The organism is Pantoea sp. X-Soil-ISGK-259, from assembly GCF_059730705.1.
Genome location: NZ_AP035986.1, coordinates 1,442,993 through 1,466,270 on the forward strand (window position 1 = coordinate 1,442,993; position 23,278 = coordinate 1,466,270).

General features: G+C 58.1%; 25 protein-coding genes. 23 read left to right on the plus strand and 2 right to left on the minus strand.

What is annotated here, in order from left to right; all coding sequences use genetic code 11:
- The 22 genes from AC6I77_RS06660 (at position 1) to AC6I77_RS06765 (ending at position 18,974) form a co-directional block, all read left to right on the plus strand.
- Positions 1-1,686 carry an MFS transporter gene (locus tag AC6I77_RS06660; protein WP_008925900.1) on the plus strand — a complete coding sequence of 562 codons (1,686 nt, stop codon included), beginning with the start codon at positions 1-3 and terminating at the stop codon, positions 1,684-1,686.
- Positions 1,683-2,777, plus strand: a complete 1,095-nt coding sequence (locus AC6I77_RS06665) for an HlyD family secretion protein (RefSeq protein ID WP_003849960.1) — start codon at positions 1,683-1,685, stop codon at positions 2,775-2,777. The genes AC6I77_RS06660 and AC6I77_RS06665 overlap by 4 nt, the downstream gene beginning before the upstream one ends.
- Positions 2,777-4,159: an efflux transporter outer membrane subunit gene (locus AC6I77_RS06670; protein WP_033743179.1), complete on the plus strand. Its 1,383-nt coding sequence runs from the start codon at positions 2,777-2,779 to the stop codon at positions 4,157-4,159. Before AC6I77_RS06665 ends, AC6I77_RS06670 begins: the two co-directional genes overlap by 1 nt.
- A 350-nt stretch (positions 4,160-4,509) precedes the next feature.
- Positions 4,510-4,815, plus strand: a complete 306-nt coding sequence (locus AC6I77_RS06675) for a hypothetical protein (RefSeq protein WP_223296444.1) — start codon at positions 4,510-4,512, stop codon at positions 4,813-4,815.
- A gap of 228 nt (positions 4,816-5,043) precedes the next feature.
- Positions 5,044-5,775, plus strand: a complete 732-nt coding sequence (locus tag AC6I77_RS06680; protein WP_008925903.1) for a beta-ketoacyl synthase chain length factor — start codon at positions 5,044-5,046, stop codon at positions 5,773-5,775.
- Positions 5,768-6,568 carry a lysophospholipid acyltransferase family protein gene (locus AC6I77_RS06685; RefSeq protein ID WP_497816777.1) on the plus strand — a complete coding sequence of 267 codons (801 nt, stop codon included), beginning with the start codon at positions 5,768-5,770 and terminating at the stop codon, positions 6,566-6,568. Before AC6I77_RS06680 ends, AC6I77_RS06685 begins: the two co-directional genes overlap by 8 nt.
- Before the next feature lie 13 nt (positions 6,569-6,581).
- The gene (locus AC6I77_RS06690) at positions 6,582-6,839 is read left to right on the plus strand and encodes a phosphopantetheine-binding protein (protein ID WP_003849953.1); all 258 of its coding nucleotides are present in this window, start codon (positions 6,582-6,584) and stop codon (positions 6,837-6,839) included.
- A gap of 16 nt (positions 6,840-6,855) precedes the next feature.
- Entirely contained in the window at positions 6,856-7,110 is a 255-nt protein-coding gene (locus AC6I77_RS06695) for an acyl carrier protein (protein WP_003849951.1), read from the plus strand.
- A gap of 6 nt (positions 7,111-7,116) precedes the next feature.
- Positions 7,117-7,680, plus strand: a complete 564-nt coding sequence (locus AC6I77_RS06700; RefSeq protein WP_003849950.1) for a COG4648 family protein — start codon at positions 7,117-7,119, stop codon at positions 7,678-7,680.
- Positions 7,677-8,996 carry an AMP-binding protein gene (locus tag AC6I77_RS06705; protein ID WP_008925904.1) on the plus strand — a complete coding sequence of 440 codons (1,320 nt, stop codon included), beginning with the start codon at positions 7,677-7,679 and terminating at the stop codon, positions 8,994-8,996. The genes AC6I77_RS06700 and AC6I77_RS06705 overlap by 4 nt, the downstream gene beginning before the upstream one ends.
- Entirely contained in the window at positions 8,983-9,330 is a 348-nt protein-coding gene (locus tag AC6I77_RS06710; RefSeq protein WP_003849948.1) for an ApeI family dehydratase, read from the plus strand. The genes AC6I77_RS06705 and AC6I77_RS06710 overlap by 14 nt, the downstream gene beginning before the upstream one ends.
- On the plus strand, positions 9,324-11,033 hold the full coding sequence (locus tag AC6I77_RS06715) for a glycosyltransferase family 2 protein (RefSeq protein WP_008925905.1): 1,710 nt from the start codon (positions 9,324-9,326) through the stop codon (positions 11,031-11,033). Before AC6I77_RS06710 ends, AC6I77_RS06715 begins: the two co-directional genes overlap by 7 nt.
- Positions 11,026-11,439: an acyl-CoA thioesterase gene (locus tag AC6I77_RS06720; RefSeq protein ID WP_003849946.1), complete on the plus strand. Its 414-nt coding sequence runs from the start codon at positions 11,026-11,028 to the stop codon at positions 11,437-11,439. The genes AC6I77_RS06715 and AC6I77_RS06720 overlap by 8 nt, the downstream gene beginning before the upstream one ends.
- Positions 11,433-12,041, plus strand: a complete 609-nt coding sequence (locus AC6I77_RS06725) for a LolA family protein (protein WP_003849945.1) — start codon at positions 11,433-11,435, stop codon at positions 12,039-12,041. The genes AC6I77_RS06720 and AC6I77_RS06725 overlap by 7 nt, the downstream gene beginning before the upstream one ends.
- The gene (locus AC6I77_RS06730) at positions 12,028-14,334 is read left to right on the plus strand and encodes an MMPL family transporter (RefSeq protein WP_497816778.1); all 2,307 of its coding nucleotides are present in this window, start codon (positions 12,028-12,030) and stop codon (positions 14,332-14,334) included. Before AC6I77_RS06725 ends, AC6I77_RS06730 begins: the two co-directional genes overlap by 14 nt.
- The gene (locus AC6I77_RS06735; RefSeq protein WP_497816779.1) at positions 14,331-14,903 is read left to right on the plus strand and encodes a DUF3261 domain-containing protein; all 573 of its coding nucleotides are present in this window, start codon (positions 14,331-14,333) and stop codon (positions 14,901-14,903) included. The genes AC6I77_RS06730 and AC6I77_RS06735 overlap by 4 nt, the downstream gene beginning before the upstream one ends.
- Entirely contained in the window at positions 14,900-16,060 is a 1,161-nt protein-coding gene (locus AC6I77_RS06740) for a beta-ketoacyl-[acyl-carrier-protein] synthase family protein (RefSeq protein ID WP_497816780.1), read from the plus strand. Before AC6I77_RS06735 ends, AC6I77_RS06740 begins: the two co-directional genes overlap by 4 nt.
- Positions 16,050-16,526 carry a hotdog family protein gene (locus AC6I77_RS06745; protein WP_008925909.1) on the plus strand — a complete coding sequence of 159 codons (477 nt, stop codon included), beginning with the start codon at positions 16,050-16,052 and terminating at the stop codon, positions 16,524-16,526. Before AC6I77_RS06740 ends, AC6I77_RS06745 begins: the two co-directional genes overlap by 11 nt.
- Entirely contained in the window at positions 16,523-17,254 is a 732-nt protein-coding gene (locus tag AC6I77_RS06750; RefSeq protein WP_008925910.1) for a 3-ketoacyl-ACP reductase FabG2, read from the plus strand. The genes AC6I77_RS06745 and AC6I77_RS06750 overlap by 4 nt, the downstream gene beginning before the upstream one ends.
- The gene (locus AC6I77_RS06755) at positions 17,251-18,486 is read left to right on the plus strand and encodes a beta-ketoacyl-ACP synthase (protein WP_008925911.1); all 1,236 of its coding nucleotides are present in this window, start codon (positions 17,251-17,253) and stop codon (positions 18,484-18,486) included. The genes AC6I77_RS06750 and AC6I77_RS06755 overlap by 4 nt, the downstream gene beginning before the upstream one ends.
- Before the next feature lie 131 nt (positions 18,487-18,617).
- Positions 18,618-18,761, plus strand: a complete 144-nt coding sequence (locus tag AC6I77_RS06760; protein WP_003849938.1) for a hypothetical protein — start codon at positions 18,618-18,620, stop codon at positions 18,759-18,761.
- 39 nt (positions 18,762-18,800) lie between these two features.
- Positions 18,801-18,974, plus strand: coding sequence for a hypothetical protein (locus AC6I77_RS06765; protein ID WP_003849936.1), 174 nt, complete (start codon positions 18,801-18,803; stop codon positions 18,972-18,974).
- Here the strand turns inward: AC6I77_RS06765 and AC6I77_RS06770 are convergent, their stop codons facing one another.
- A complete protein-coding gene (locus AC6I77_RS06770) occupies positions 18,975-20,132 on the minus strand; it encodes a glycoside hydrolase family 1 protein (RefSeq protein WP_008925912.1) in 1,158 nt (385 codons plus the stop codon).
- 154 nt (positions 20,133-20,286) lie between these two features.
- On the opposite strand from AC6I77_RS06770, the gene AC6I77_RS06775 reads away from it, so the two are divergent.
- A complete protein-coding gene (locus tag AC6I77_RS06775; protein WP_033743161.1) occupies positions 20,287-21,747 on the plus strand; it encodes a phospholipase D family protein in 1,461 nt (486 codons plus the stop codon).
- Positions 21,748-22,042: 295 nt separating this feature from the next.
- Here the strand turns inward: AC6I77_RS06775 and mdoC are convergent, their stop codons facing one another.
- Positions 22,043-23,176: a glucans biosynthesis protein MdoC gene (gene mdoC, locus AC6I77_RS06780; protein ID WP_008925914.1), complete on the minus strand. Its 1,134-nt coding sequence runs from the start codon at positions 23,174-23,176 to the stop codon at positions 22,043-22,045.
- Positions 23,177-23,278 lie beyond the last annotated feature (102 nt).

A 23,278-nucleotide genomic window follows, 5' to 3' on the forward strand; every position in this document is an offset into this window, starting at 1 on the left:
GTGGCAAAGCGAAATCCCTACGCAGCACGCGAGTGGTTACCGCACGAAAAACCGATGTTGCCGGGTTCGCCCTCGACGCCGCTGCATCCCATGCCAAAGCGTCTGGCATTTGGCCTGATCGGCTTACTGATTTCGCTGACCGGCGCGTTAAGCAACGCACTGGTCACCGCGAACCTGGTTAATCTGCAGGGCACCTTTGGAGCCTGGTCGAATGAGATTGCGTGGTTACCTGCGGTCTACGTGATGGGCAACATCTCTATAAATCTGCTGCTGGTAAAATTCCGACAGCAGTTTGGCCTGCGTGTCTTTACTGAAGCCTTTCTGGTGCTTTATGTACTGGTCGCATTCTTTCACTTATTCGCTAACGACCTGAGCTCGGCGATCATTGTGCGCACCGCCCATGGCATGGTGGCGGCGGCGCTCAGCTCACTGGGCATCTACTATCAGGTTCAGGCCTGGCCCGCAAAACATCGCCTGAAAGCGCTGGTGATTGGCCTGACGGTCTCTCAGCTGGCTATTCCGCTGGCCCGCTTATTTTCGTCAGAATTACTGCAGCTCAACGAGTGGCGTGGCCTTTATCTGTTTGAACTCGGTCTGGCACTGATCGCGCTGGGTGGGGTGCTGCTGGTGAAACTGCCACCAGGCGATCGCATTAAAACCTTTGAAAAGATGGATTTCCTGACCTTCGTTCTGCTGGCGCCTGGCATGGCGCTGCTGTGCGGCGTGCTGACGCTGGGTCGCATTGAATGGTGGTTCACCACGCCGTGGTTGGGAATCTGTACTGCAATTGCCCTGACGCTGATTGTCGCGGCGATTGTTATTGAGCATAACCGGCGTAACCCCCTGATTAACACCCGCTGGCTGAGCAGCGGCATGATGGTGCGGCTTGGCATTGTCATGGTCATGATCCGTATCGTACTGGCGGAACAGAACACCGGCGCGATCGGCTTTTTGCAGCAGATGGGTTTGCAGAACGATCAAATGCGCGGTCTGGCACTGGCGATCATGGCCGGGGTTATCGTGGGCATCGCCGCCAGCGCACTCACCATCAAACCCAATCATCTCAACTGGCCGATTGTCGCCTCGCTGGTGGTGATGATTATCGCCTCGCTGATGGATGCGCAATCCAGTCCGCTGACCCGTGGCCCCGAAATGTATCTCAGCCAGTTTTTGCTGGGCTTCAGCAGCGCCTTTTTCATGGCACCGGCGATGCTGATGGGCATTGGTAGCGTGGTGACCCAGCCAAAAAACTTGGTGAGCTTTGTGGTGCTGTTTGGCATGAGTCAGAACCTGGGTGGACTGATCGGCTCAGCGATCCTTGGCACTTTCCAGGTCTGGCGGGAAAAATATCACTCCAGCCTGCTGGGCGATCAACTCTCACTGCTCGATCCTAACGTTACCGAACGGCTAAGCCAGTACAACGCGCTATTTAATTCACTGGTGGGTGACGACGTTCTGCGCGGTGCGCAGAGCACCACCCAGTTACAGACGGTCGCCACGCTACAGGCTAATGTGCTCGCCTACAACGATACCTATCTGTTAACCGCTGCGCTGGCTCTGGTGACTCTGATGTGGGTCATCTGGCGTTTAACCCGGCGTCGTTATCTTGACTGGCGTCAGGCACAATTTAATCTGCGTGAGCAGCAACAGCTGGCTGCGTTACAGGAATCAACGGAGAAACAATGAGTCAGCAGGATGAGCTTCAGGCGGCAGAACGCGAACGTGCAAACCGTCGACGTATTCTTTCGATAGCCGCTGGCAGCGGTATTGTAGTGATTGGCGTACTGGTTATCCTGTATGCCTGGCAGCTTTGGCCTTTTACCAGCGCAATACAAAGCACCGAGAATGCCTATGTGCGCGGTCAGGTGACCTTTATCAGTCCGCAGGTGAATGGCTATCTCACCTCGGTAAAGGTCATCGATCTGCAGCCGGTGAAGAAAGGGCAGTTGCTGATGACGATTGATGATCGAATCTATCGTCAGCGGGTGCATCAGGCGCAGGCGCAACTGGCGATGAAGCAGGCGGCTCTGAAAAACAATCTGCAGCAGCGGCGCAGCGCAGAAGCGACCATCCAGAGCAATAAAGCGGCGCTGGAAAACGCGAAAGCGCAGGCACTTAAAAGCGGCTTTGATCTCAAACGCGTTGAGAATCTTGCGGCGGATGGATCGCTGTCGGTACGTGAGCGCGACGCCGCCCGCGCAGCAAACGCTCAGGCCCAGGCCCAGGTCCGCCAGGCTGCCGCGCAGATCGCCGTCGCGCAGCAGAACCTGCAAACCGTTATCGTTAATCGCGACGCGCTGGAGGGGGATGTCGAGAGCGCCCGCGCCGCGCTGGAGCTGGCGGAGATCGATCTGGCGAATACCCGGATTACCGCGCCTGATGATGGCCAGCTCGGTCAGCTGTCAGTGCGAACCGGCGCCTATGTCACGGCCGGTACGCGCCTGACCTCGGTAGTGCCCAATCACAAATGGATCATCGCGAACCTGAAAGAGACTCAACTGGCCCATATCCGGCCTGGCCTGCCGGTGACGATTCGGGTCGATGCACTGGATGGCAAACGCTTTAACGGGCAGGTGGAATTTATCTCGCCGGCAGCCGGCTCAGAGTTCAGCGCTATTTCACCTGACAATGCCACGGGTAACTTCGTTAAAATTGCGCAGCGTATTCCGGTTCGGATCCGTATCAACGAGCAGGATATGCAGCAGCTGCGCCCGGGCATGTCGGTTGAAGTCGATATCGATACCGCAGCCCAGGCCGCCGATGAGGGCGCACAATGATGCGTCGCGGCTTACTGGTAAGTGCGCTGATGCTGGCGCTGACCGGCTGCGCAACGCAGGTTGAAAAGGCACCGTCCTCTCTGCCGATCCCCGCCGCCTGGCGCAACAGTGTCGGGCCTGCTGCTGCGCCGGAAGCGGAGTGGTGGCGCGCGTTTCATGATGCGTATCTCAACCGGCTGGTCACACAGGCGCTGCGCAACAATCCTGATATTCTCACCGCGCGTTCCCGGGTTGATCAGTATCGCGCCCAGCTGCGCGCCACGCAGGGTGATGAATTTCCGACCCTCAGCGCCGGCGTAGCGGCGACCCGTGAGCGAACGCTCTCGTCAGTGACGGGCCAGCCCTATGAAACCGATGTTTTTCAGGGGTTGTTACAGGCAAATTACGAGGTTGATCTCTGGGGGGCGCGTAGCAATAGCGTCTCGGCGTCGCAGGCAAGCTTAGCGGCGCAGCAGGCCGCCGCGTCTGCTGCAGAGCTGACCATTGCCAGCTCAGTGGCATCGGGTTATCTCAACCTGTGCGCGCTGGATGAACAGCTGCGGGTCACCGAGGCGACGCTGGCGACCCGCAACAATTCACTGAAGCTAGCCCAGCGTCAGTTTGAGAGCGGCTACACCTCAAGGCTGGAGTGGATGCAGGCCGCTTCTGAATATCAGTCGGCGAAAGCACAGATACCGCAGCTGCAGCATCAGATCGCGCAGCAGGAGAATGCGCTGAGCATCCTGGTGGGCATGAACCCGCGTAGCATTGCCCGTCGTCAGCAGTTTGACCAGATTCTACCGCAGCAGATGCCGTCGCTGCTGCCGTCCGAACTGCTTAATCGCCGCCCGGATATTGTGCAGGCGCAGCGTCAGTTACTGGCCGCAGATGCCAGCCTTGCCTCATCGCGCGCTAAGCTGCTGCCAGGGCTGAACCTCACTGCCACCGGCACCCTGCAGAGTTCGGTGCTGCACCAGCTCGCAGACAATCCATTCCGGCTCTGGAGCGTGGGCGGCAGCATTCTGGCACCGTTGCTGAACCGTGAAGCGCTGACGGCACAGGTTGATGTCTCAATGGCAACGCGCAATCAGGCGCTGTACGGCTATGAAAAAGTGGTGCGCAACGCCTTCTCGGAAGTCAATGATGCCCTGGACGCTATCCGACAGCGTGAGGCACAGCTTCAGGAACTGCAAAAGCAGGAAACTTACGTAACCGAGGCGCTGCGCATTGCCCGCAACCGCTATCAAAATGGCTACGCTTCCTATCTGGATGAACTGGATGCGCAGCGAACCCTGTTTTCAACTCAGCTGAATCGGGTGGCCGTTAAAAATAATCTGTTGCTGGCGCAGATCGATCTCTATCGCGCACTGGGCGGTGGCTGGGCACCCGCCTCCACACAATGACTGTCCGGGCCGATCCAGCCGCAGTAAGAGTTTCTGCGGCCGGGATCGGCCTCTGCGCAGACGCCGCGACTGCGCATTTTACCTCGCGTTAATCCCTCAAATAACCACCCAAAACCTATACATACTTCTGCTTACCTGTCTTTACATTCGATGGTATCATGCGCGGGTTTTGAACCAGCCAGCCGGAAAAATGCACGTAATGTTAAGCTGGTGTTGGATGATTTTTACGTTTAACTCACTGATAGAAAAGATCAAAGAAGGGACTCGTTATGATCAAAAAAACACTTTTTGCGCTGGCTGTGGTCGCTGCATGATTAACCGGCTGCGCATGCACGCCGCCGATTCATAACGTGAATCAGGCCCTCACTCAGCATGACAGTGATAATCAGATGAAACTGGCGATCATTGAGGCGGGTATTGGCCGGAAACAGCTGATGACACCCGTTTCGCCTGGTGTAATCAATGGTCGTCTGGCCCAGCGTGATGTTGTGGCGACCATCCGCATTACTTACACCAGACAGAATTACCGCATTGAGTCTGTCGGCAGTGAAAACCTGAGAGCGGGACAGGGTGTGATCCTCAATAACGACAACGACTGGATGGCCAATCTCGATCAGGATATTCAGTTGCGGCTGTCGGCCCTGGCCGCCCGGTGATCGGCGTGCTGTTGCAATAATGGGTCGACAGACTCGCTAAGCATAAAGTTCTGCGGCAGCCGGCCGACAAATCAGATGAGCTGCTATTGATGAATCCTTGAGTAAACCTCTACCGTGAGAACCTGATTAGGGTTCGGCAGGTTTTCCGGTACGCACTTTTTTTGCAGAAGGCAGGAGTGACGATCCAATGAACGCCGACTCCACACGTATGATGAAAAGAGTGTTGAGATGAAACTCGTTTACTCACTGGTCGACTGGCAGGCACTGGCTCCGGGTTTAAGCGCGCCAGAAGCCTGGCAGGACTGGGCGCAACAGAGCAGGGCCATCGACCCCTTAGCGGCGATGGCAAAGCCGCAATACTTACCGATGATGACGTCGCGTCGTCTGAGCGGCGGCAGCCGTGCGGCGGTAGAGTGTGGGCTGGCGCTTCTGGCACGGCAGAAGGCAGACGCTATCGTGTTTACCAGCCGTCACGGTGAACTGGAGCGTAATCTGCGTATTCTTAATACCCTTGCAGATCAACAGTCAATGTCACCTACAGACTTTGCCATGTCAGTTCACAATTCGGCGGTTGGCAGCCTGACCATTGCGGCAAAAGCGCCGCTGGTCTCGACCTCCATTGCGGCAGGCATGGACTCTTTTCAGCAGGGATTGATTGAAGTCAGCGCTCTGCATCAGGCGGGTTATCAGCAGGTGCTGCTGGTCGACTTCGACGGCATCGTGCCGGACTATTATCTGCCGTGGCTGGCGGATCAGCGCGTGAATTTTCCTTATGCGGTGGCACTGCTGCTGCGTGCGGGCGAACAACTGTATTGCACTGGCTGTAAAGGCGAAGAGAAGAGGGCAGAAACGCTGTTACCGCAGAGCCTGCGTTTTCTGCAGCAATGGCTGGCGGCTTCGCCCACCTTCAGCCTGGCAGGCGAACGCCTGACATGGCACTGGGAGAGAAGTCATGGCTGATTGCTCACAACCCGCTCAGCACTCAGGCAGCCGCCTTAACTACTGCTGGCGACTGGTGATGACGGCCGTCAATTTTACGCTGTTTGGGCTGGGCGGACTGCTGATGTCACTGATTGGCTTCAACCTGCTACTCCTGATCCAGCGCGATTCTCTGCGCCGCCGGCTGCTGGCCCGACGCGCTATCGCCTTTAGCTTCCGCTGCTTTCTGCGTTTCTGCCGGATGACCGGCGTTTACGACTACCGCATTGAAGGCGCAGAGCTGTTGCAACAGGATCGCGGATGCCTGATTGTCGCTAATCATCCGTCACTGATCGACTACGTGATGATCGCGTCGGTACTGCCAGAGATGGATTGTCTGGTAAAGGCCGATCTGCAAAAAAATCCCTTTATACGTGGGGTGATTCGCGCCGCCGATTATCTGATCAACAGTGAAGCGGAGACGCTGCTGCCGGACAGTCAGCAGAGACTGGCGCGCGGCGACAATATCCTGATTTTTCCGGAAGGCACCCGTACCCGTTACGGTCAGCCGCTGACTCTGCAGCGCGGAGCCGCCAATATTGCGGTGCGCGCCGGATGCGATCTGCGCGTGGTTCACATCACCTGCAGCCAGCGTATGCTTGATAAACAGAGCCGCTGGTATCAGATTCCGCCGGTTAAACCGCTGTTTACCGTGCGAGTAAAGTCACGAATCGACAGTCAGTCGTTTTGTGAAAGCAATCCCGATGCGCAGCCACTGGCCGCGCGTCGCCTGACCCGCCACTTAGAGCAGGCGCTGGTCCCCCAGAACAGGTAAGACGAAAACCGGTATGGATTCATTAATTAACGATATCAAACAGATGATTATCGACACGCTGAACCTTGAAGATCTCAGCCCCGATGATATTGAGACTGACGCTGCCCTGTTTGGCGACGGGCTGGGGCTGGACTCAATTGATGCACTGGAACTTGGCCTGGCAGTGAAAAATCGCTACGGCGTGACGCTCTCTGCGGAAAGTGAAACCCTGCGTGCCCACTTCTTCTCTGTCGCGACGCTGGCCGCGTTCGTCAACCAACAGCGCGGCTGAAAGCGGAGACAATCTTATGATGAACAAAGAAGAGATTTATCAGGAAGTGACTTCGCTGCTCACCAGCCTGTTTGAAATTGCGCCCGAGGATATCCACCCCGAGGCGCGTCTGTATGAAGATCTCGAGCTCGACAGCATTGATGCTGTCGATATGGTCGTGCACCTGCAAAAACGTACCGGCCGTAAAATCAAACCGGAAACCTTCCGCGCGGTCCGAACTGTGCAGGATGTCGTGGATGCGGTGGAACAACTGATGCGCGAAGACGCCTGATCCGTCGTGCCTGCTGCTACGCTTCGCCTGCTCAATCTGCTTACGCTGCTGGCCTGGCCCTTGCTGGTCTGGCTGGCACTGACCCAGCCGCGCTGGCAGGGACTCTTCTGGCTGCTGGCGCTGCTGTTTGGCCTGCGCTGGCTGCAACTGCGTCGTCAGCAGAACGCGCTGGGCGCGGTCATGGGCTGGCTGGCGCTGCTCGGCGCGCTGCTCTGTATCAGCAGCCAGCTGTTACGCGCTCAGCATCTGTTGCTGTGGTATCCGGTGGCGGTCAATCTGGCGATGCTGCTGGTGTTCGGTGCTTCACTCTGGAGCGCGATGCCGCTGGTGGAGCGTATTGCCCGGCTGCGTGAGCCAGAACTTCCTGCCGCCGCAGTGCCTTACACCCGTCGCGTCACGCAGATCTGGTGCCTGTTTTTTATCGGCAATGGCAGCATGGCGTTCTATACCTGTCTGCAGGGCGATCTGCGGCTCTGGACGCTGTGGAACGGTGGCATCAGCTACCTGTTGATCGGCGTGCTGATGGGCGCTGAGTGGCTGGTTCGTCAGCGTGTGAGGCGAAAAGCATGAGCGTGGCCGAGTGGCTGACAGGCGCCGATCGTGAAGTCGCCTGGCGAGGCGATCAACCCTTGATGCTCGGCGCGATGCGTCGTCAGGTGCAGGCACTTAGCCTGCGCTTAGCGGCACAGCCGGGCACGCACTGGGGGCTCTGTTTTGACGACAGTTATCGTTTCTGTGTGGCGCTGCTGGCCTGCTGGTATGCCAGTAAAACGCCGGTGATGCCGGGTCATAGCCGCGCCGCGCTACTGAATGAGATGCAGGAGCAGCTTGATGGGGTGCTGTGCGACATGCCGCTGGCGGTCAGCCTGCCGCTGCTGACGTGGGATGAGGCAGAAGCCCAGGGCCAGCTGCCACCACTGCCTGCGAGCTCAGCGCTGATACTCTTTACCTCGGGGTCCACCGGCGCACCGCGTCAGGTGGTGAAGTCACTGACGGTGATGGAGCAGGAGAGCCGCTGGCTCAGCGCTCTGTGGGGCGAACAGCTGCAAGGCTGCAGGGTGATTGCCTCGGTCAGCCATCAGCATCTTTACGGTTTATCGTTCCGACTTTTCCTGCCAATGACGCTCAGGCTGCCGTTTTCCGCTCAGCCGCTGTTCTACGGCGAGCAGCTGGCCCAGCTCCCGCGCGACTGTCGCTATGCTTTTATCAGCAGCCCGGCTTTTTTATCGCGGCTGGACAGTACGCTCGACGCGCCCGGCTGTGAACTGATTGTCTCTGCCGGTGGCACCCTGCGCGGGCCGGATGCAGAACAGGTCTGGCAGCGCTTTGGCTGCCCGGTCAGTGAAATCTACGGTAGCACCGAAACCGGCATTCTGGCCTGGCGTCAGTGCGATCGGGCCGATGCCCCGTGGCGAAGTTTTTCTGGCGTCAGGCTTGAGCAGGTGACGCCCGAACGCTGGCAGGTCTGGTCGCCGCTGATTGCGGGTGATAACGGCCTTGCGCTGGACGACCGCCTGAATATGCAGCCCGATGGCGGATTTCAGCTGGCAGGACGTCACGATCGCATCGTGAAAATTGGAGACAAGCGCATCTCATTAAGTGAGATAGAGCGCCGACTGACCGATCTGCCGGAAATTGACGATGCCGTGGCGCTGGTGGTCACGCGTCATGATCGTCAGGCAATTGGCGTCGTGCTGTCGCTCACCACCACGCTGGATGAAGCGGCTCTGCACCAGCACAGACAGCAATGGAAACGCCAGCTGCAGTGCTGGCTGGAACCGCTGGCGATGCCGCGCTACTGGCGGATTGTTGCCACCATTCCGGTTACCCCCCAAAGTAAACGCGCCTGGCCGCAAATAGAGGAACTTTTTCATGTTGCCGATTGAACGAAGCCGGGAGTTGCAGGCTGACAGCGCCACGCTGATTCTGCAGGTTGAAGCCGGACTGTTCTGGTTCCAGGGCCACTTTCAGACGCTGCCTATTCTGCCTGGCGTGGCTCAACTGGACTGGGTGATGCACTACGGCGTGTCACTGCTCGCGCCGGGTAAGCAGTTTGCCGCCATTGAAAACATCAAATTTCAGCAGCCGGTGCTGCCTGACTCACTTCTGCAACTGCGTCTTGACTGGGATGCTGAAAAGTCGCGCCTGAGTTTCCGTTACAGCCTGCTCAGTCACGACGGCGAGCCGAGCGCCAGCATCGGGAAGATCACGCTGTGCTAACCCTGCCGTTTACGCCTTGCGTAGTGATCCCGTGTTACAACCATGGTGCGATGATGGCATCGGTACTGGCCCGGCTGGCACCGTTTAATCTGCCGGTTATCGTCGTGGATGATGGCAGCGACACGGCGACTCAGCTTCAGCTGGCGACGCTGTACGCCGCAGAGCTCACTGTGCTGCGACTCGACAGCAATCAGGGTAAAGGTGCGGCGGTGATTCATGGTCTGCGCGCTGCGGCGGCACGCGGATTCACCCATGCCGTGCAGCTTGATGCGGACGGTCAGCATCAGGCAGAAGATCTGCCGCTGATGCTGGCGGAAGCTGAGCGCTATCCCGACGCGCTGATCTCCGGACAGCCGATTTATGACGATTCGATCCCTAAATCACGTCTTTACGGTCGCTATATCACACACTTCTGGGTCTGGATTGAAACGCTGTCGCTGTCGATCCGCGACAGCATGTGCGGCTTTCGTGTCTATCCGCTGGCCCCCACGCTGGCGCTGTGCGATCGCCGTGCCATCGGTCAGCGCATGGATTTCGATACTGAGATCATGGTGCGGCTCTACTGGCAGGGCATACGCAGTCGCTTTATCCCGACCCGCGTCACCTATCCCGCCAGCGGGCTGTCGCACTTCGATGCGCTCTACGACAATCTGCGCATCTCCTGGATGCATACCCGTCTGTTCTTCGGCATGCTGCCGCGGATCCCGCGTCTGCTGGCGATGCGTAACGCGCCAGCACACTGGTCTGTGGAAACGGAGCGGCGCGGACAGTGGGGATTACGTTTTATGCTGGCGGTGTATCGCTATGGCGGGCGGCTGCCCTTTACGCTGCTGCTCTGGCCGGTCGTCGCGGTCTACTGGCTGAGCGGTCAGCGCGCGCGAAGCGCTTCACGGCAATGGCTGGCGCAGGTCACCGTCGCCGCACAGCAGCGGCAGGTTGCATTACCGCCGCGGCTTAACAGCTACCGCCATTTTCTGCGCTTCGCCGGAGCGATGCTGGATAAAGTCGCCAGCTGGCGCGGGGATTTGCATTGGGGACGGGATATCGATTTCGCGCCGGGCGCAGAAGCGATAATCCGCGCACCCACACCCCAGGGCAAGCTGATCCTGGCCTCCCATCTTGGCGACATTGAAGCCTGTCGCGCGATGGCGCAGCAGGTCAGCGGACTGGTGATTAATGCACTGGTGTTTACCGACAATGCCCGGCGCTTTCGGGCGGTACTGGAAACTATCGCCCCGCAGGCGGGGGTCAATCTGATGCCGGTCAGTGATATCGGGCCGGAGACAGCAATCCTGCTGCAACAGAAGCTGGATGCGGGCGAATGGGTGGCGATTGTCGGGGATCGTACGGCGGTCAATCCGCAACGCGGTGGCGAGCGTCGGGTCATCTGGAGCGATTTTCTGGGTCGGGCAGCACCGTTTCCACAGGGGCCGTTTGTGCTGGCGGCTGCGTTACGCTGTCCGGTGCTGCTCATGTTTGCCCTGCGGCAACAGGGTAAACTGCTTATCCACTGTGAGCCGTTTGCCGATCCGCTGCTGCTGCCCCGTGCACAACGTCAGCAGGCGCTGCAACAGGCGGTCGATCGCTATGCGCAACGGCTGGCGCATTATGCGCTGCTGGCCCCGCTGGACTGGTTCAACTTTTTCGATTTCTGGACGTTGCCTGATCACCAGGCGCACCACAAGGAGTCTGACCATGACTGAACATCATGCTGAAGTCGTGTTGACCGTTTCATTCCACGACTGTGATCCCATGGGTGTGGTCTGGCACGGTAACTATTTCCGCTTCTTCGAAGTGGCACGCGAAGCCCTGCTGCGCAGCATCAATTACAGTTATGCCGAGATGGCTGCCAGTGGCTACGTCTGGCCGGTGGTCGATACCCGGGTTAAATATCGCCATCCCCTGCGCTGTGAAGAGACGATTCGCGTCAGTGCCCGGATTACAGAATATGAGAACCGCCTGCGCATCGACTATGAGGTGCGAAACGCGGCCGATCAGATCACCACTAAAGCGCATACGCTGCAGGTTGCGGTTGAGCAGGAGAGTCAGGCGCTGTGCTTTGTTTCGCCCGATATTTTACTGGAACGTTTAGGAGTAAAAGGATGCTGAAAATAGTGCTTACCGGCCTGCTATTGTGGGCCAGTGCGGCCAGCGCAGTCACACTGGATCAGCTGCAGCAGCGTTTTGCCAGCCAGCCAGTGATCCGGGCCGACTTTACCCAGACGCGCACCATTTCAGGTATGCGTCAGCCGCTGGTGTCGCACGGTCAAATGCTGATCGCCCGTGAGCAGGGGTTATGGTGGCATCAGCAGACGCCGTTTGTGATGACACTGCTGCTGGATGATAAGCGCATGGTGCAAAGCCTTAACGGCCAGAAGCCCCAGGTGATCACCGCTGACAGCAATCCGCAGATGTTCCAGTTCAATCATTTGCTGCGGGCGCTGTTCCAGGCTGACCAGAAGGTCCTTAACGAAAATTTCAGCGTGGCCTTCAGCGATCGTGGCAACGGCGCCTGGACGCTGGACCTGACGCCCAAAGCTGCGCCGCTCAACAAAATCTTCAACCGTATCTCGCTGGCGGGTAATACCTTCCTGGACAGCATCAACCTGGATGATAAGCAGGGCGATAAAACCGAGATTCAGCTCAGTAACACCCGCATTGAACCGCCGCAGTTAAGCGACGAGGAGCAGGCACGTTTTGCCGGGCCGTAACGATCGGCTGCTGGCGATCCTGTGGCTGGCCATCTGTCTGCTGCTGGCGGCGGCGCTCGCTTTTCTGTTGCCGCGCAGCCAGCTCAACAGCAGCGTGCTGGCTTTGCTGCCGCAACAGAATCTGGGCGCAGCACCGCCTGCGCTACAGCAGGCTTTTATGCAGCGGCTGGATCGCCAGATGGTGTGGCTGGTTTCACCCGGTGAGCAGGACGATCCGCAGGTCGCTGCCTGGTGGCTGGCGCAGTTGCGTGCGCTGCCTGACCTGAAGCTTGTGCAGGGCGATCTTGATGCACAGCAGCAGCAGCAGTGGGGCCGTTTCGCCTGGCAACACCGCAATGGTCTGCTTGATGAGTCGACACGCAGCCGCTTGCAGAACGGGGGTGAGGCGCAGGCAGACTGGCTGCTGGCGCAGCTTTTTTCAGCCTTCTCGGGCGTCAGCAGCAGAGAGTTGCAGGGCGATCCTTTGATGCTGGTGCGCAGTTCACAGCTGGCGCTGGCTCAGAATGCCGGACGTATGACGCTGCATGATGGCTGGCTGACCGTAAAAGACGAGCAGGGTAAGCAGTGGTATTTTCTGCATGGCGAACTGGCGAACAATGCTTTCAGTATGCAGCAGAGCCATGCGCTGGTGACCCGGCTTAGCGCGCTGGAGCAGCAGCTTAAAAGCCGCTGGCCGCAGGCGAAACTGCTGACGCGGGGTACTGTCCTGTTCAGCGACAACGCCAGCCAGCGTGCGCAGCACGATGTTAAAACCCTGGGGAGTGTAACGCTGGGTGGCGTCGTCCTGCTGGTGCTGCTGGTCTTCCGATCACTGCGTCCATTGCTGCTGACGGTGACGTCTGTGGCGGTAGGCGCGATGGCAGGCACAGTGGTGACGCTGCTTTGCTTCGGTGAGCTGCATCTGATGACGCTGGTGATGAGTCTGAGTATTGTCGGCATCTCGGCGGATTACACGCTCTATTATCTCACTGAGCGTATGGTTCACGGCGAACAGCAGTCACCGTGGCAGAGCCTGCGCAAAGTCCGCGGTACGCTGCTACTGGCGCTTGCGACCACCGCGATTGCCTGGCTGCTGATGCTGCTCGCGCCCTTTCCCGGACTGCGTCAGCTGGCGGTGTTTGCCGCCAGCGGATTAACCGCATCCTGTCTGACGGTAATTCTGATCACGCCGTGGCTGGTACGTGGATTACCGGTGCGTCCGGTGCCGCTGATGGTGCCGCTGGCGCGCTGGCTTGCCGCCTGGCGTCGCCAGCGCGGGTTGCGTGTCGGATTACCTGTATTGATGGCCATCTTCGCCCTGACCGGAATCGCTCAGTTAAAGGTAGATGATGACATCGCGCATCTGCAAAGTGCCCCCGCACAGCTGCTTGAACAGGATCGCCAGCTCGCTACTCTGACCGGCCAGCGTGCCGATCAGACCTGGTTTGTGGTCTGGGGCGATGATGCTCAGCAGACGCTGCAGCGGCTGGAAAAACTGGCACCGGATCTCCATCAGGCACAGCAGCAGGGCTGGCTGCAACATTATCGTCTGCTGCCGCTGAAGTCGCTGGCGCAGCAACAGCAGGATCTGCAGCTGCTGAAACAGGCCGTTCCGACGATTACGGCCCGCCTGCAGCAGGCGGGAATTGCCCTTGCCGCGCCGGATCTGACGCCAATGCCGGTAACACCCGATGCCTGGCTGTCGGGTCCGCTGAGTGAGGGCTGGCGTCTGCTGTGGCTGACGCTGCCGGACGGGCAGAGCGGTGTTCTGATCCCCACCAGCGGCGTAAAAAACAGCGCCGCACTCGCAGAGCTGGCTAAGCAGCATCCTGGCGTCAGCTGGATCGATCGCAAGGCGAGTTACGATGCGCTGTTCAGCTTCTGGCGCACCCTGCTCGGCGGATTACTGGCACTGGCGCTGCTGCTGATCACCCTGAGTTTTGTACTGCGGCTGGGATTAAAGGCGGGCTTACGCAGCGCGCTGCCGTCGGTGCTGTCGCTGGCGATGGCGCTGGCAACGCTGGGCTGGATCGGCGCATCGCTGAACCTGTTTGCGCTGCTGGCGCTGATTCTGGTGCTGGGGATCGGCATTAACTACACGCTCTTTTTCAGCAACCCACAGGGTACACCAATGACTTCGTTGCTGGCGGTATCGCTGGCGATGATCACCACCTTACTGACGCTGGGCATGCTGGTATTCAGCAGCACCAGCGCGATTGCCAGTTTTGGCACCGTATTATGCAGCGGCATCTTCAGCGCTTTCCTGCTGTCACCGCTGGCGATGCGACCCACCCGATCAAGGAGTAAACGATGATCCGCGCCGCCTGTATTCTGCTGACGGCTCTGCTGCTCAGCGCCTGTGCCGGACCGGCACCCGACAGCAGACGTCCCACCGCCTGGCTGAAACCGGGCGTGAAGGTGACGCTGCCGCCGCCAGGCATCCGTCCCGCCTTTCAACAGCAGCAGTTGCTGACCGGCCAGGTTAAAGGCCAGAGTCAGTCACTGCTGGTGCTGCTCAGTGCTGATGAACAGCAAATTGATCTGGCGGGGCTCTCTTCAGTGGGTATTCGACTCTTCAGTCTGCGCTATGATGCCAGCGGTATTCATACCCAGCAGTTGATGCCGCTGCCGCAGATGCCGCCCGCGAGTCAGGTTCTGGCAGACATCATGCTCAGCTACTGGCCACTGGATGCCTGGCAAAAACAGCTGCCGCCAGGCTGGAAGCTGCAGGATAAGGGATTAAAGCGCCAGCTAATCGATGCCGATAACCAGCTGGTGACCGAAATTGATTATCTGCAACGGGGTAATCAGCGCCAGCCGATCAGCATTCGGCAGCATGCCTTTGGCTATCAGATCCGCATTCAACATCTGGACGCCTCATGATTTATATCTCTGCTATCGGCATGCTGAATGCCCTGGGAAATGACAGCCAGCAGATCGCGGCCAGCCTGAAAAAAGGTGAGGCACCCGGTATGCAGTTGCGTCATGGCTGGCTGAGCGGTGATCGCGCCTGTTGGCTTGGCAGAGTTGAAGGTGAGCTGCCAGCGATTCCTGCTGTCCTTAGCGCGCATAACACCCGCAACAACCAGCTGCTGCTGGCCGCGCTGATACAAATCCGTCCGACGCTTGACGCGGCGATTGCACGCTATGGCGCCAGCAGAGTGGCAATTGTACTAGGGACCAGCACCTCGGGGGTGGATGAGGGGGATCAGCAGATTTGCGGCGGCCAGCCCGATTATCACTACCAGATGCAGGAGCTTGGCGATCCGTCACGTTTTCTGGCGCACTACCTGCAGCTCGATGGCCCGGCCTATACCATTTCTACCGCCTGCTCTTCCAGCGCCCGCGCCATTATCAGTGGTGAGCGGCTGATCGCGGCAGGGCTGGCGGATATCGCGCTGGTGGGCGGTGCAGACTCGCTGAGTCGGATGCCGATCAACGGCTTCGACAGTCTGGAATCGCTCTCTGAGCGTCGCTGCGCGCCGTTCAGCCGCGAGCGTGACGGCATCTCGATTGGCGAAGGAGCCGCGCTGATGCTGCTGACGCGGGAACCGCAGCCGCTGGCGCTGTTGGGTGCGGGTGAATCTTCCGACGCCTGGCACATGTCTGCGCCTCATCCGCAGGGCGAAGGCGCTGAACGGGCGATGCGAATGGCGCTGCAACAGGCGAATCTGTTGCCGCAGCAAGTGGGGTATATCAATCTGCATGGCACAGCCACGCCGCTGAACGATCAGATGGAAGCCGCCGTGATTCATCGTCTGTTTGGCAATGCGGTGCCATGCAGCTCAACCAAACATCTGACCGGCCATACGCTCGGCGCGGCGGGCGTGTGCGAAGCTGCGCTCAGCGCGTTGATCCTGCAGAACAATCTGCCGCTGCCTGCGCAGGATTTTAGCGCGGCGGCGCAGGATGAGACGCTGCCGGATTGCGGATTGCTGTTACAGCCACAGGCGCTGCAACGGCCGGTCATCGCTTCTAATTCATTCGCCTTTGGTGGCAACAACACCTGCCTGATTCTGGGACGCCTTGATGGACATTAATTCTCCCGCGGCACTCTGGCTGCCGCATGCTGCACCGATGCTACTGCTTGATCAGCTGATTGCCGTTGATGAAGAGCACGTTCACTGTCAGGTATCGACCTGTGCCGATGGCGTACTGGCGCCGTTTCTGACGCCACAGGGCGAACTGCCTGCCTGGTTTGGCGTCGAGATGATGGCTCAAACCGTAGGCGTCTGGTCGGGCTGGCATGCAAAGCAGGGTGGCGCAACCCTTGTCCCGCCCGGCATGCTGCTGGGTGGACGCGGCTGGCGGGCAGATCAACCGTACTTTCCCGCGAACGTCACGCTGGATATCAGAATGACGTTGCTGATGCGCGATGACCGTATGGGCAGCTTTGAGGGCGATATTTGTTACGGCCGGCAACGGCTTGCCAGCGGTCGTCTCAACACCTGGCAACCCAATGAAACAGAGTTAAAGCAATTAATGTCACAAGGAAATCTGCCATGACAAGGTCGGTATTAGTCACGGGCGCCAGTAAAGGCATTGGCCGCGCGATTGCGCTGCGTCTCGCCCAGGATGGCTATCAGGTTATCGTTCATTTTAACCGTGACCGCGCGGGGGCTGAGCAGTGCCTGCAGCAGATCGAATCTGCAGGCGGCAGTGGTCGTGTGCTGGGATTTGATGTGGCTGACCGGGCAGCCACCCGTGCCGCGCTGGAAGCGGATATAGCGCAACACGGGGCCTACTATGGCGTGGTGAGCAATGCTGGTATCACCCGTGATGCAGCGTTTCCCGCCCTGACGGATGAGGAGTGGGACAACGTGATCCACACCAATCTCGACAGTTTTTACAACGTTATCCAGCCCTGCGTGATGCCGATGATCGGCCTGCGCCGCGGTGGCCGTATTATTACCCTCTCATCGGTTTCCGGAATAATGGGTAATCGCGGTCAGGTCAACTACAGCGCGGCGAAAGCGGGCATTATCGGGGCCACAAAAGCACTGGCGATTGAACTGGCTAAACGCAAAATCACCGTTAACTGCATCGCGCCCGGTCTGATTGATACCGGCATGGAGGGGCTCGAGCCTCAGGTGATTGAAGAAGCGATGAAGATCGTGCCGATGAAGCGCATGGGCACGGCCGACGAAGTCGCCGGACTGGCGAGCTATCTGATGTCCGATATCGCCGGTTACGTAACGCGTCAGGTGATTTCAATTAATGGAGGCATGCTGTGATCCAGCGGGTAGTCGTAACCGGTATGGGCGGCGTAACGGCCTTTGGTGAATCCTGGGCTGAGGTTTCGGCGCGTATTCGTGCCGGGCGCAACGCGGTACGCTTTATGCCGGAGTGGCAGATCTATGACGGACTGCATACCCTGCTCGGCGCGCCCGTGGATAACTTTGAACTGCCTGCGCATTATACCCGCAAGCGTATCCGCGCCATGGGCCGCGTTTCGCTGCTGGCAACGCGTGCCACCGAACTGGCGCTGACCCAGGCAGGGCTGATTGACCATCCGGTGCTGACCTGCGGAGAGACGGGCATCGCCTACGGCTCCTCTACCGGCAGCACCGGGCCGGTCAGCGAGTTCGCCACCATGCTGACCGAAAAGCACACCAACAATATTACCGGCACGACGTACGTGCAGATGATGCCGCATACCACCGCCGTGAATGCCGGGCTCTTTTTCGGCCTGCGCGGCCGGGTGATCCCGACCTCCAGCGCCTGTACGTCAGGCAGCCAGGCTATTGGCTATGCCTGGGAGGCGATTCGTCATGGATATCAGACGGTGATGGTGGCGGGTGGTGCGGAGGAGCTCTGTCCGTCGGAAGCGGCGGTGTTCGATACCCTCTTTGCAACCAGCCAGCGCAATGACGCGCCACACACCACGCCAGCGCCTTTTGATCAGCAACGCGATGGCCTGGTGATAGGCGAAGGGGCCGGCACGTTGATCCTGGAGTCGCTGGATCATGCCCTGGCGCGTGGTGCCACAATTTATGCTGAAATCACGGGCTTCCACACCAACTGCGATGCCGCCCATATCACGCAGCCGCAGCGGGAAACCATGCAGATCTGCATTGAGCGGGCATTGCAGAGCGCCGGTATTACCGCATCAGAAGTCGGTTATGTGAATGCGCACGGCACGGCCACTGAGCGGGGTGATATGGCAGAAAGTCTGGCGACGGCAGCGGTGTTTGGCGAGTCAACGCCAATCTCCTCTCTGAAATCCTATTTTGGCCATACGCTGGGTGCCTGCGGGGCGCTGGAAGCCTGGATGAGCATTGAGATGATGCGGGAAGGGTGGTTTGCGCCCACGCTTAACCTGACGCAACCGGCCGCTGATGGCGGTCAGCTGGATTACATCATGGGTGAGCCGCGAGAGATTGAAACCGACTATATCCAGAGCAACAATTTTGCCTTTGGTGGCATTAACACATCTCTGATCTTCAGACGCTGGCGCGGCGTCTGATATCCGGTCCGTGCGGTACTGACACGGGCCAGTTTATTTTCCGAACGAAAAAACCGGACGATAAACAACCTTTCATTTACACTGTCACTCACCGCATTACGCCCTGCGGCCCTATTTTCCACAGGATAGTTATGTCTTTGCCCTTGCCACCCGACGATCACGATGAGCCAATTCGCCAGTCACTTGACGATGCGCACTTTGCGATAGTGGTGCTTGCGGTGACCTCGGTAACGCTTATAATCTTTGTCCTGATAGTTACGCTCTGGATGAGCTGACACGCCCAGGGATTCGTCGGATGGCATAAGGAGAAGGCGATGGACTCCGGAGATGACAAATTAATCGCAATTATCGGTTTGCTGGCGGCCTGCCTGATCGGGGTCACTTTCCTGTTTACCATGGTCTGGCTGACCGACGTTCGTCATCCTGCCGATCCCTCTCTTGATGTTCGCTCCTGTTACCCGAAGAACCATCCTTCTCAGCATGCCTGATTATGCGTTACGAGTGGTGAACTTAATCTGCTGACTGCGCAGAACCAGCGCCAGCGCTTCATGCAGCTTGCGGTTGCCATTAGGATCAGCTAATCCCAGCAGCGGACCGGGTGAACGCCGGTCGTCAGCCCAGGCGGGATACTCCACCACCGGATAGAGCGAAATGCCCTCCACTGCAATGCCGTGATCCAGCGCTACCGCCACGTTTTCACTGATCTCCTGCAGCCAGGGGGCGCGCGCGTCACCCTCTGCGCCGGTTTCGGCAATTAACATCGGGCGCTGGTAGCGTTGCCAGCACTGCGCCAGCAAAATGTGCAGTGGAGTTCGTGCCGGATCCTCCAGTGACATCGGCTGGTCGGGGAAAAACCAGTGGTTATCGGGATAGTAGTTCAGGCCCAGAATATCCAGGCAATCTTCACTGCCGCCTAACTCTTTATCAACGCGACCGGCCAGCATATCCCAGGCCTCGAACTGCGCCTGATGCTGCGCATCCGCGTAAGGTTTGCTGTCTGGATTATCGGGATGATGGGCAATCTGTACCAGCGGATCGGTCAGCACAAAACGTGCTTCCGGATAGACTTCGCGAATGGCGTGAATCGCTGCCAGCGAGGCACGGACCAGCTGTCGCTTCAGTTCTTTACCGCGATTAGCGGCATGGGGATTGAACCAGGCCACATCGGCTCCAGCCCATGACCAGAATGAAATTTGATTTACCGGCGTAAAGAAGGGGCGTTCGATGCCCTGATCGCGCATCAGTTGTGCCATCGCACGGGCGAAACGACTAAAATGCTCAACGAATTCGGCTTTCCAGATATTAAGATGATCGGGATAACCAAAGTGCGCCAGCTCCCAGATGATCTCCATCTGCTGACGCTGTGAAGCTTCTATCATCGGCAGAAAACTTTGCCAGTCATACTGGCCGGGGATCTTTTCAATCAGATGCCAGCGGGCACCGTCGCGGGCGGTAAGCAGGTGCTGATCAGCCAGCGCGGCATAATCTTTTTCCAGCAGCATATCGTGGCCGCTGCTGAAGACCATATCCAGCCGTTTGCCCGGGGTACGGCAGGCGGTAGAGCAGGGAAAACTGCCCTGGAAAAAGCTGCGAAACAGGCTGGGATGGTAGCGCTGGCGGGTATCTGTAAGGGGTTGATGAGACATATTCCTCTCCTGCCGGGCTAATGCCGGTCACAGATCGTCCGGTTAAGTCTAGACTAAAAACGCCCGTGACCGTTCACTCAATCGGAACAGTGGTATGGCGCCTGAGGTCGGGCCGGGGAATAATAAAAATAACTGCATTTTACAGGGAATTGTCATGACCGAAGCGTTTGAGCTCTCCCCGTCACTGGAACGGTCCAGCTGGCTGAAAACCCAACTGGAGCCAGAGTGTCTGCGTCATCCCGGGCTGAGCGGTGTTCATCAGCTAAGCGACGGGCTGGATGCCTTTGCTGCCCGCTATCTGCTGATACAAAAAGCAGAGCGTTCACTCGATATTCAGTACTACATCTGGCAAAACGATCTGTCGGGACGGTTGCTGTTCAGCGCGGTGCTGGAGGCGGCCCGTCGTGGCGTGAAAGTGCGGCTGCTGCTGGATGACAACAATACGCCGGGCCTGGACGATACGCTCGCCCAGCTTAATCGCCATCCCAACATTGAAGTGCGGCTGTTTAATCCCTTCTCGTTTCGTACCCTGCGCGCACTGGGATATCTCACTGACTTTGCCCGTCTGAATCGCCGCATGCACAACAAGAGCTTTACCGTGGACGGTGTCACGACTGTGGTCGGCGGGCGTAATATCGGCGACGAATATTTCGGCACCGGCAATGAACCGTTGTTTGCCGATCTGGACGTGATGGCGATAGGACCGGTGGTGAAAGAAGTCGCAGAGGATTTTGAGCGTTACTGGCGCAGTAAGCCGGTATCAAAGCTGCAGCAGGTGCTGGATGAAGAGGAATCTGAAGAGGACAGTGTGAGCCTGCCTGCAGAATGGCGTCACAGTGAACCGGTACAGCGTTACCTTCAGCGGCTGGAAAATTCGTCACTGCTACAGGAGCTGGAAGAGGGCACGCTGGCCCTGACCTGGGCGAAAGCGCGACTGCTCAGTGATGATCCGCGTAAAGGACTGGGTAAAGCACGCGCCAGAAGCCTGCTGCCGCAGCGGATGCTGGAGGTGATTGGTACGCCGCAGGAGCAGTTCGACATCATCTCTGCCTATTTTGTGCCGACACGCGCTGGCGTCGCTCAGTTGCTGGCGCTGAAGCGCAAAGGGGTAAAAATTGCCATTCTGACCAACTCGCTGGCGGCCAACGATGTCTCAATTGTCCATGCCGGCTATGCTAAGTGGCGCAAAAAACTGCTGCGTCACGGCATCGCGCTCTATGAACTTAAACCACAGGCGGGCGTGCCTGATGCCCCGCACGACCGGGGATTAACCGGTAACTCGGGCTCCAGCCTGCATGCCAAAACCTTTTCGGTAGATCAACAGACGCTGTTTATCGGTTCGTTTAACTTCGATCCGCGTTCAGCCGTGTTGAATACCGAGATGGGGCTGGTCATTGAGAGTGCGGCGCTGGCCGCAGAGACGCATCAGCGTTTCAGCCACTCGATGCGCGATCGGGCATGGACGCTGCGGCTGGATAAGTGGGGAAGGGTTAACTGGCTGGAGTATCCGGATGAGCCGCAGCAGATTGTGCATAAACACGAACCGGGTTGCTCGTGGTGGCAACGTCTTCAGGTAAGGCTGGTGTGGCGACTGCCGATTGAGTGGCTGCTGTAAACCGGACCTTGCCTGGGTACAGGGCTGGCTCAGGAAACATACGCCCTCCGCAAAGACGCAAAACCCGCCATCCCTGGCTCGCTCAGCGCGGGCGATTACGCACCTCATCTCTGAGGTGCGCCCGTTGCCGGGCCAACGCGTTGCGTTGTTCAAAAACGCTCCCGACGTTTGTGTCCCTGGCCCGCTATGCTTTGCTACGTGTGTATGCTCCCATCGCTTTAAACGCTTAAGCGGTCTGTGAGACACATCATTTATAGCCTGACCTCACTGATGGCCTGAGATCAGTGATCGCCTGTCATTGTGCTTGTTTACGCTCAAATTTCCCCGAGAACAGGAAGCGCAGCAGCGGGATGCGCAGGTGAATCTCATACAGCAGAAACGCGATGCCAAACACCATCAGCAGGCCCACAAAGAAGCCCAGCGTGTTGTTTTCAATCCGTGGTGTGACATAAATACCATACAAGAGCGTCAGCGGATGGTGCACCAGATAGATAAACAGCGACGCATTCACCAGATACATGATGCGTGGCGAATGCGAATTCAGCAGCTTATGACCAAAGCAGAAGCAGACGTTCAGCATGCAGAGACCCATCAGCGTGGTGATAATCGCATCCAGCTCATATAACCAGCCATCGCCGCTGCTGAGGCGCTGATTTGTGCAGTAGGCAACAAACATCACCACCGCGCCGATCCACATCACCGGATTAAACCGCACAAACAACTGCTTCAGCGGCGGATGTTTCCATGCCAGCGCCCCCAGCATAAAGAACGGCAGATAGAAAAGCGTTTGCATAACCACAATGCTGAATAAGCCATCCATCAGCCAGGCTGGCTGGAATATAAACACCAGACGGCGGAACACACACCACACCAGCGCCCATGTCAGTACACCCGCGGTCAACGCTCCCCAGCCCACCCGCGTATAATCAATGGTGCGGTGCTGATCGCGCAACCAGCGGAACGTGACCATGCCGAGCGTGGTCAGCATCACCAGCACCACCAGGAACCACAGGTGTGAAATCAGCTCCCACATCAGGTTATTGAATTTCTGGTACGGCGTGAATCGCGGCCAGTCAGCCAGCTTATCTGTCCAGGCCTTCAGCATGAAAAATTGCGGCAGCGTGAGCAGCGGAACGGCGGTGAGTAGCGGGATCCCCACACGCTCCAGACGCACTTTCAGGAAGCGACGTGGCTGATAGCGCAGATACAACATGTAGGAGAAGTATCCTGAAATGACAAAAAACACCTGCATACGAAATGCATGAATAAAGTCATTCAGCAGCGTCAGCCATAACGAGGCCTCATGACTGTTGACGGCCCATTTTTGCGCGGAGTAAATGAGGGAAACATGAAAAGGTACCCCCAGTAACATCAGATACGCGCGTATGGAATCAAGAAAGTATTCACGTTCAGGTTTTACAGTACTCATAAAGTTCCAGTTCGTTAGTACGTATGGCCGGTTTCACCCTGAAACCGGATTATGTTCTGTGAAAAGTCTACCTGGGATAAACCAGGTATACTATCAGTGGAA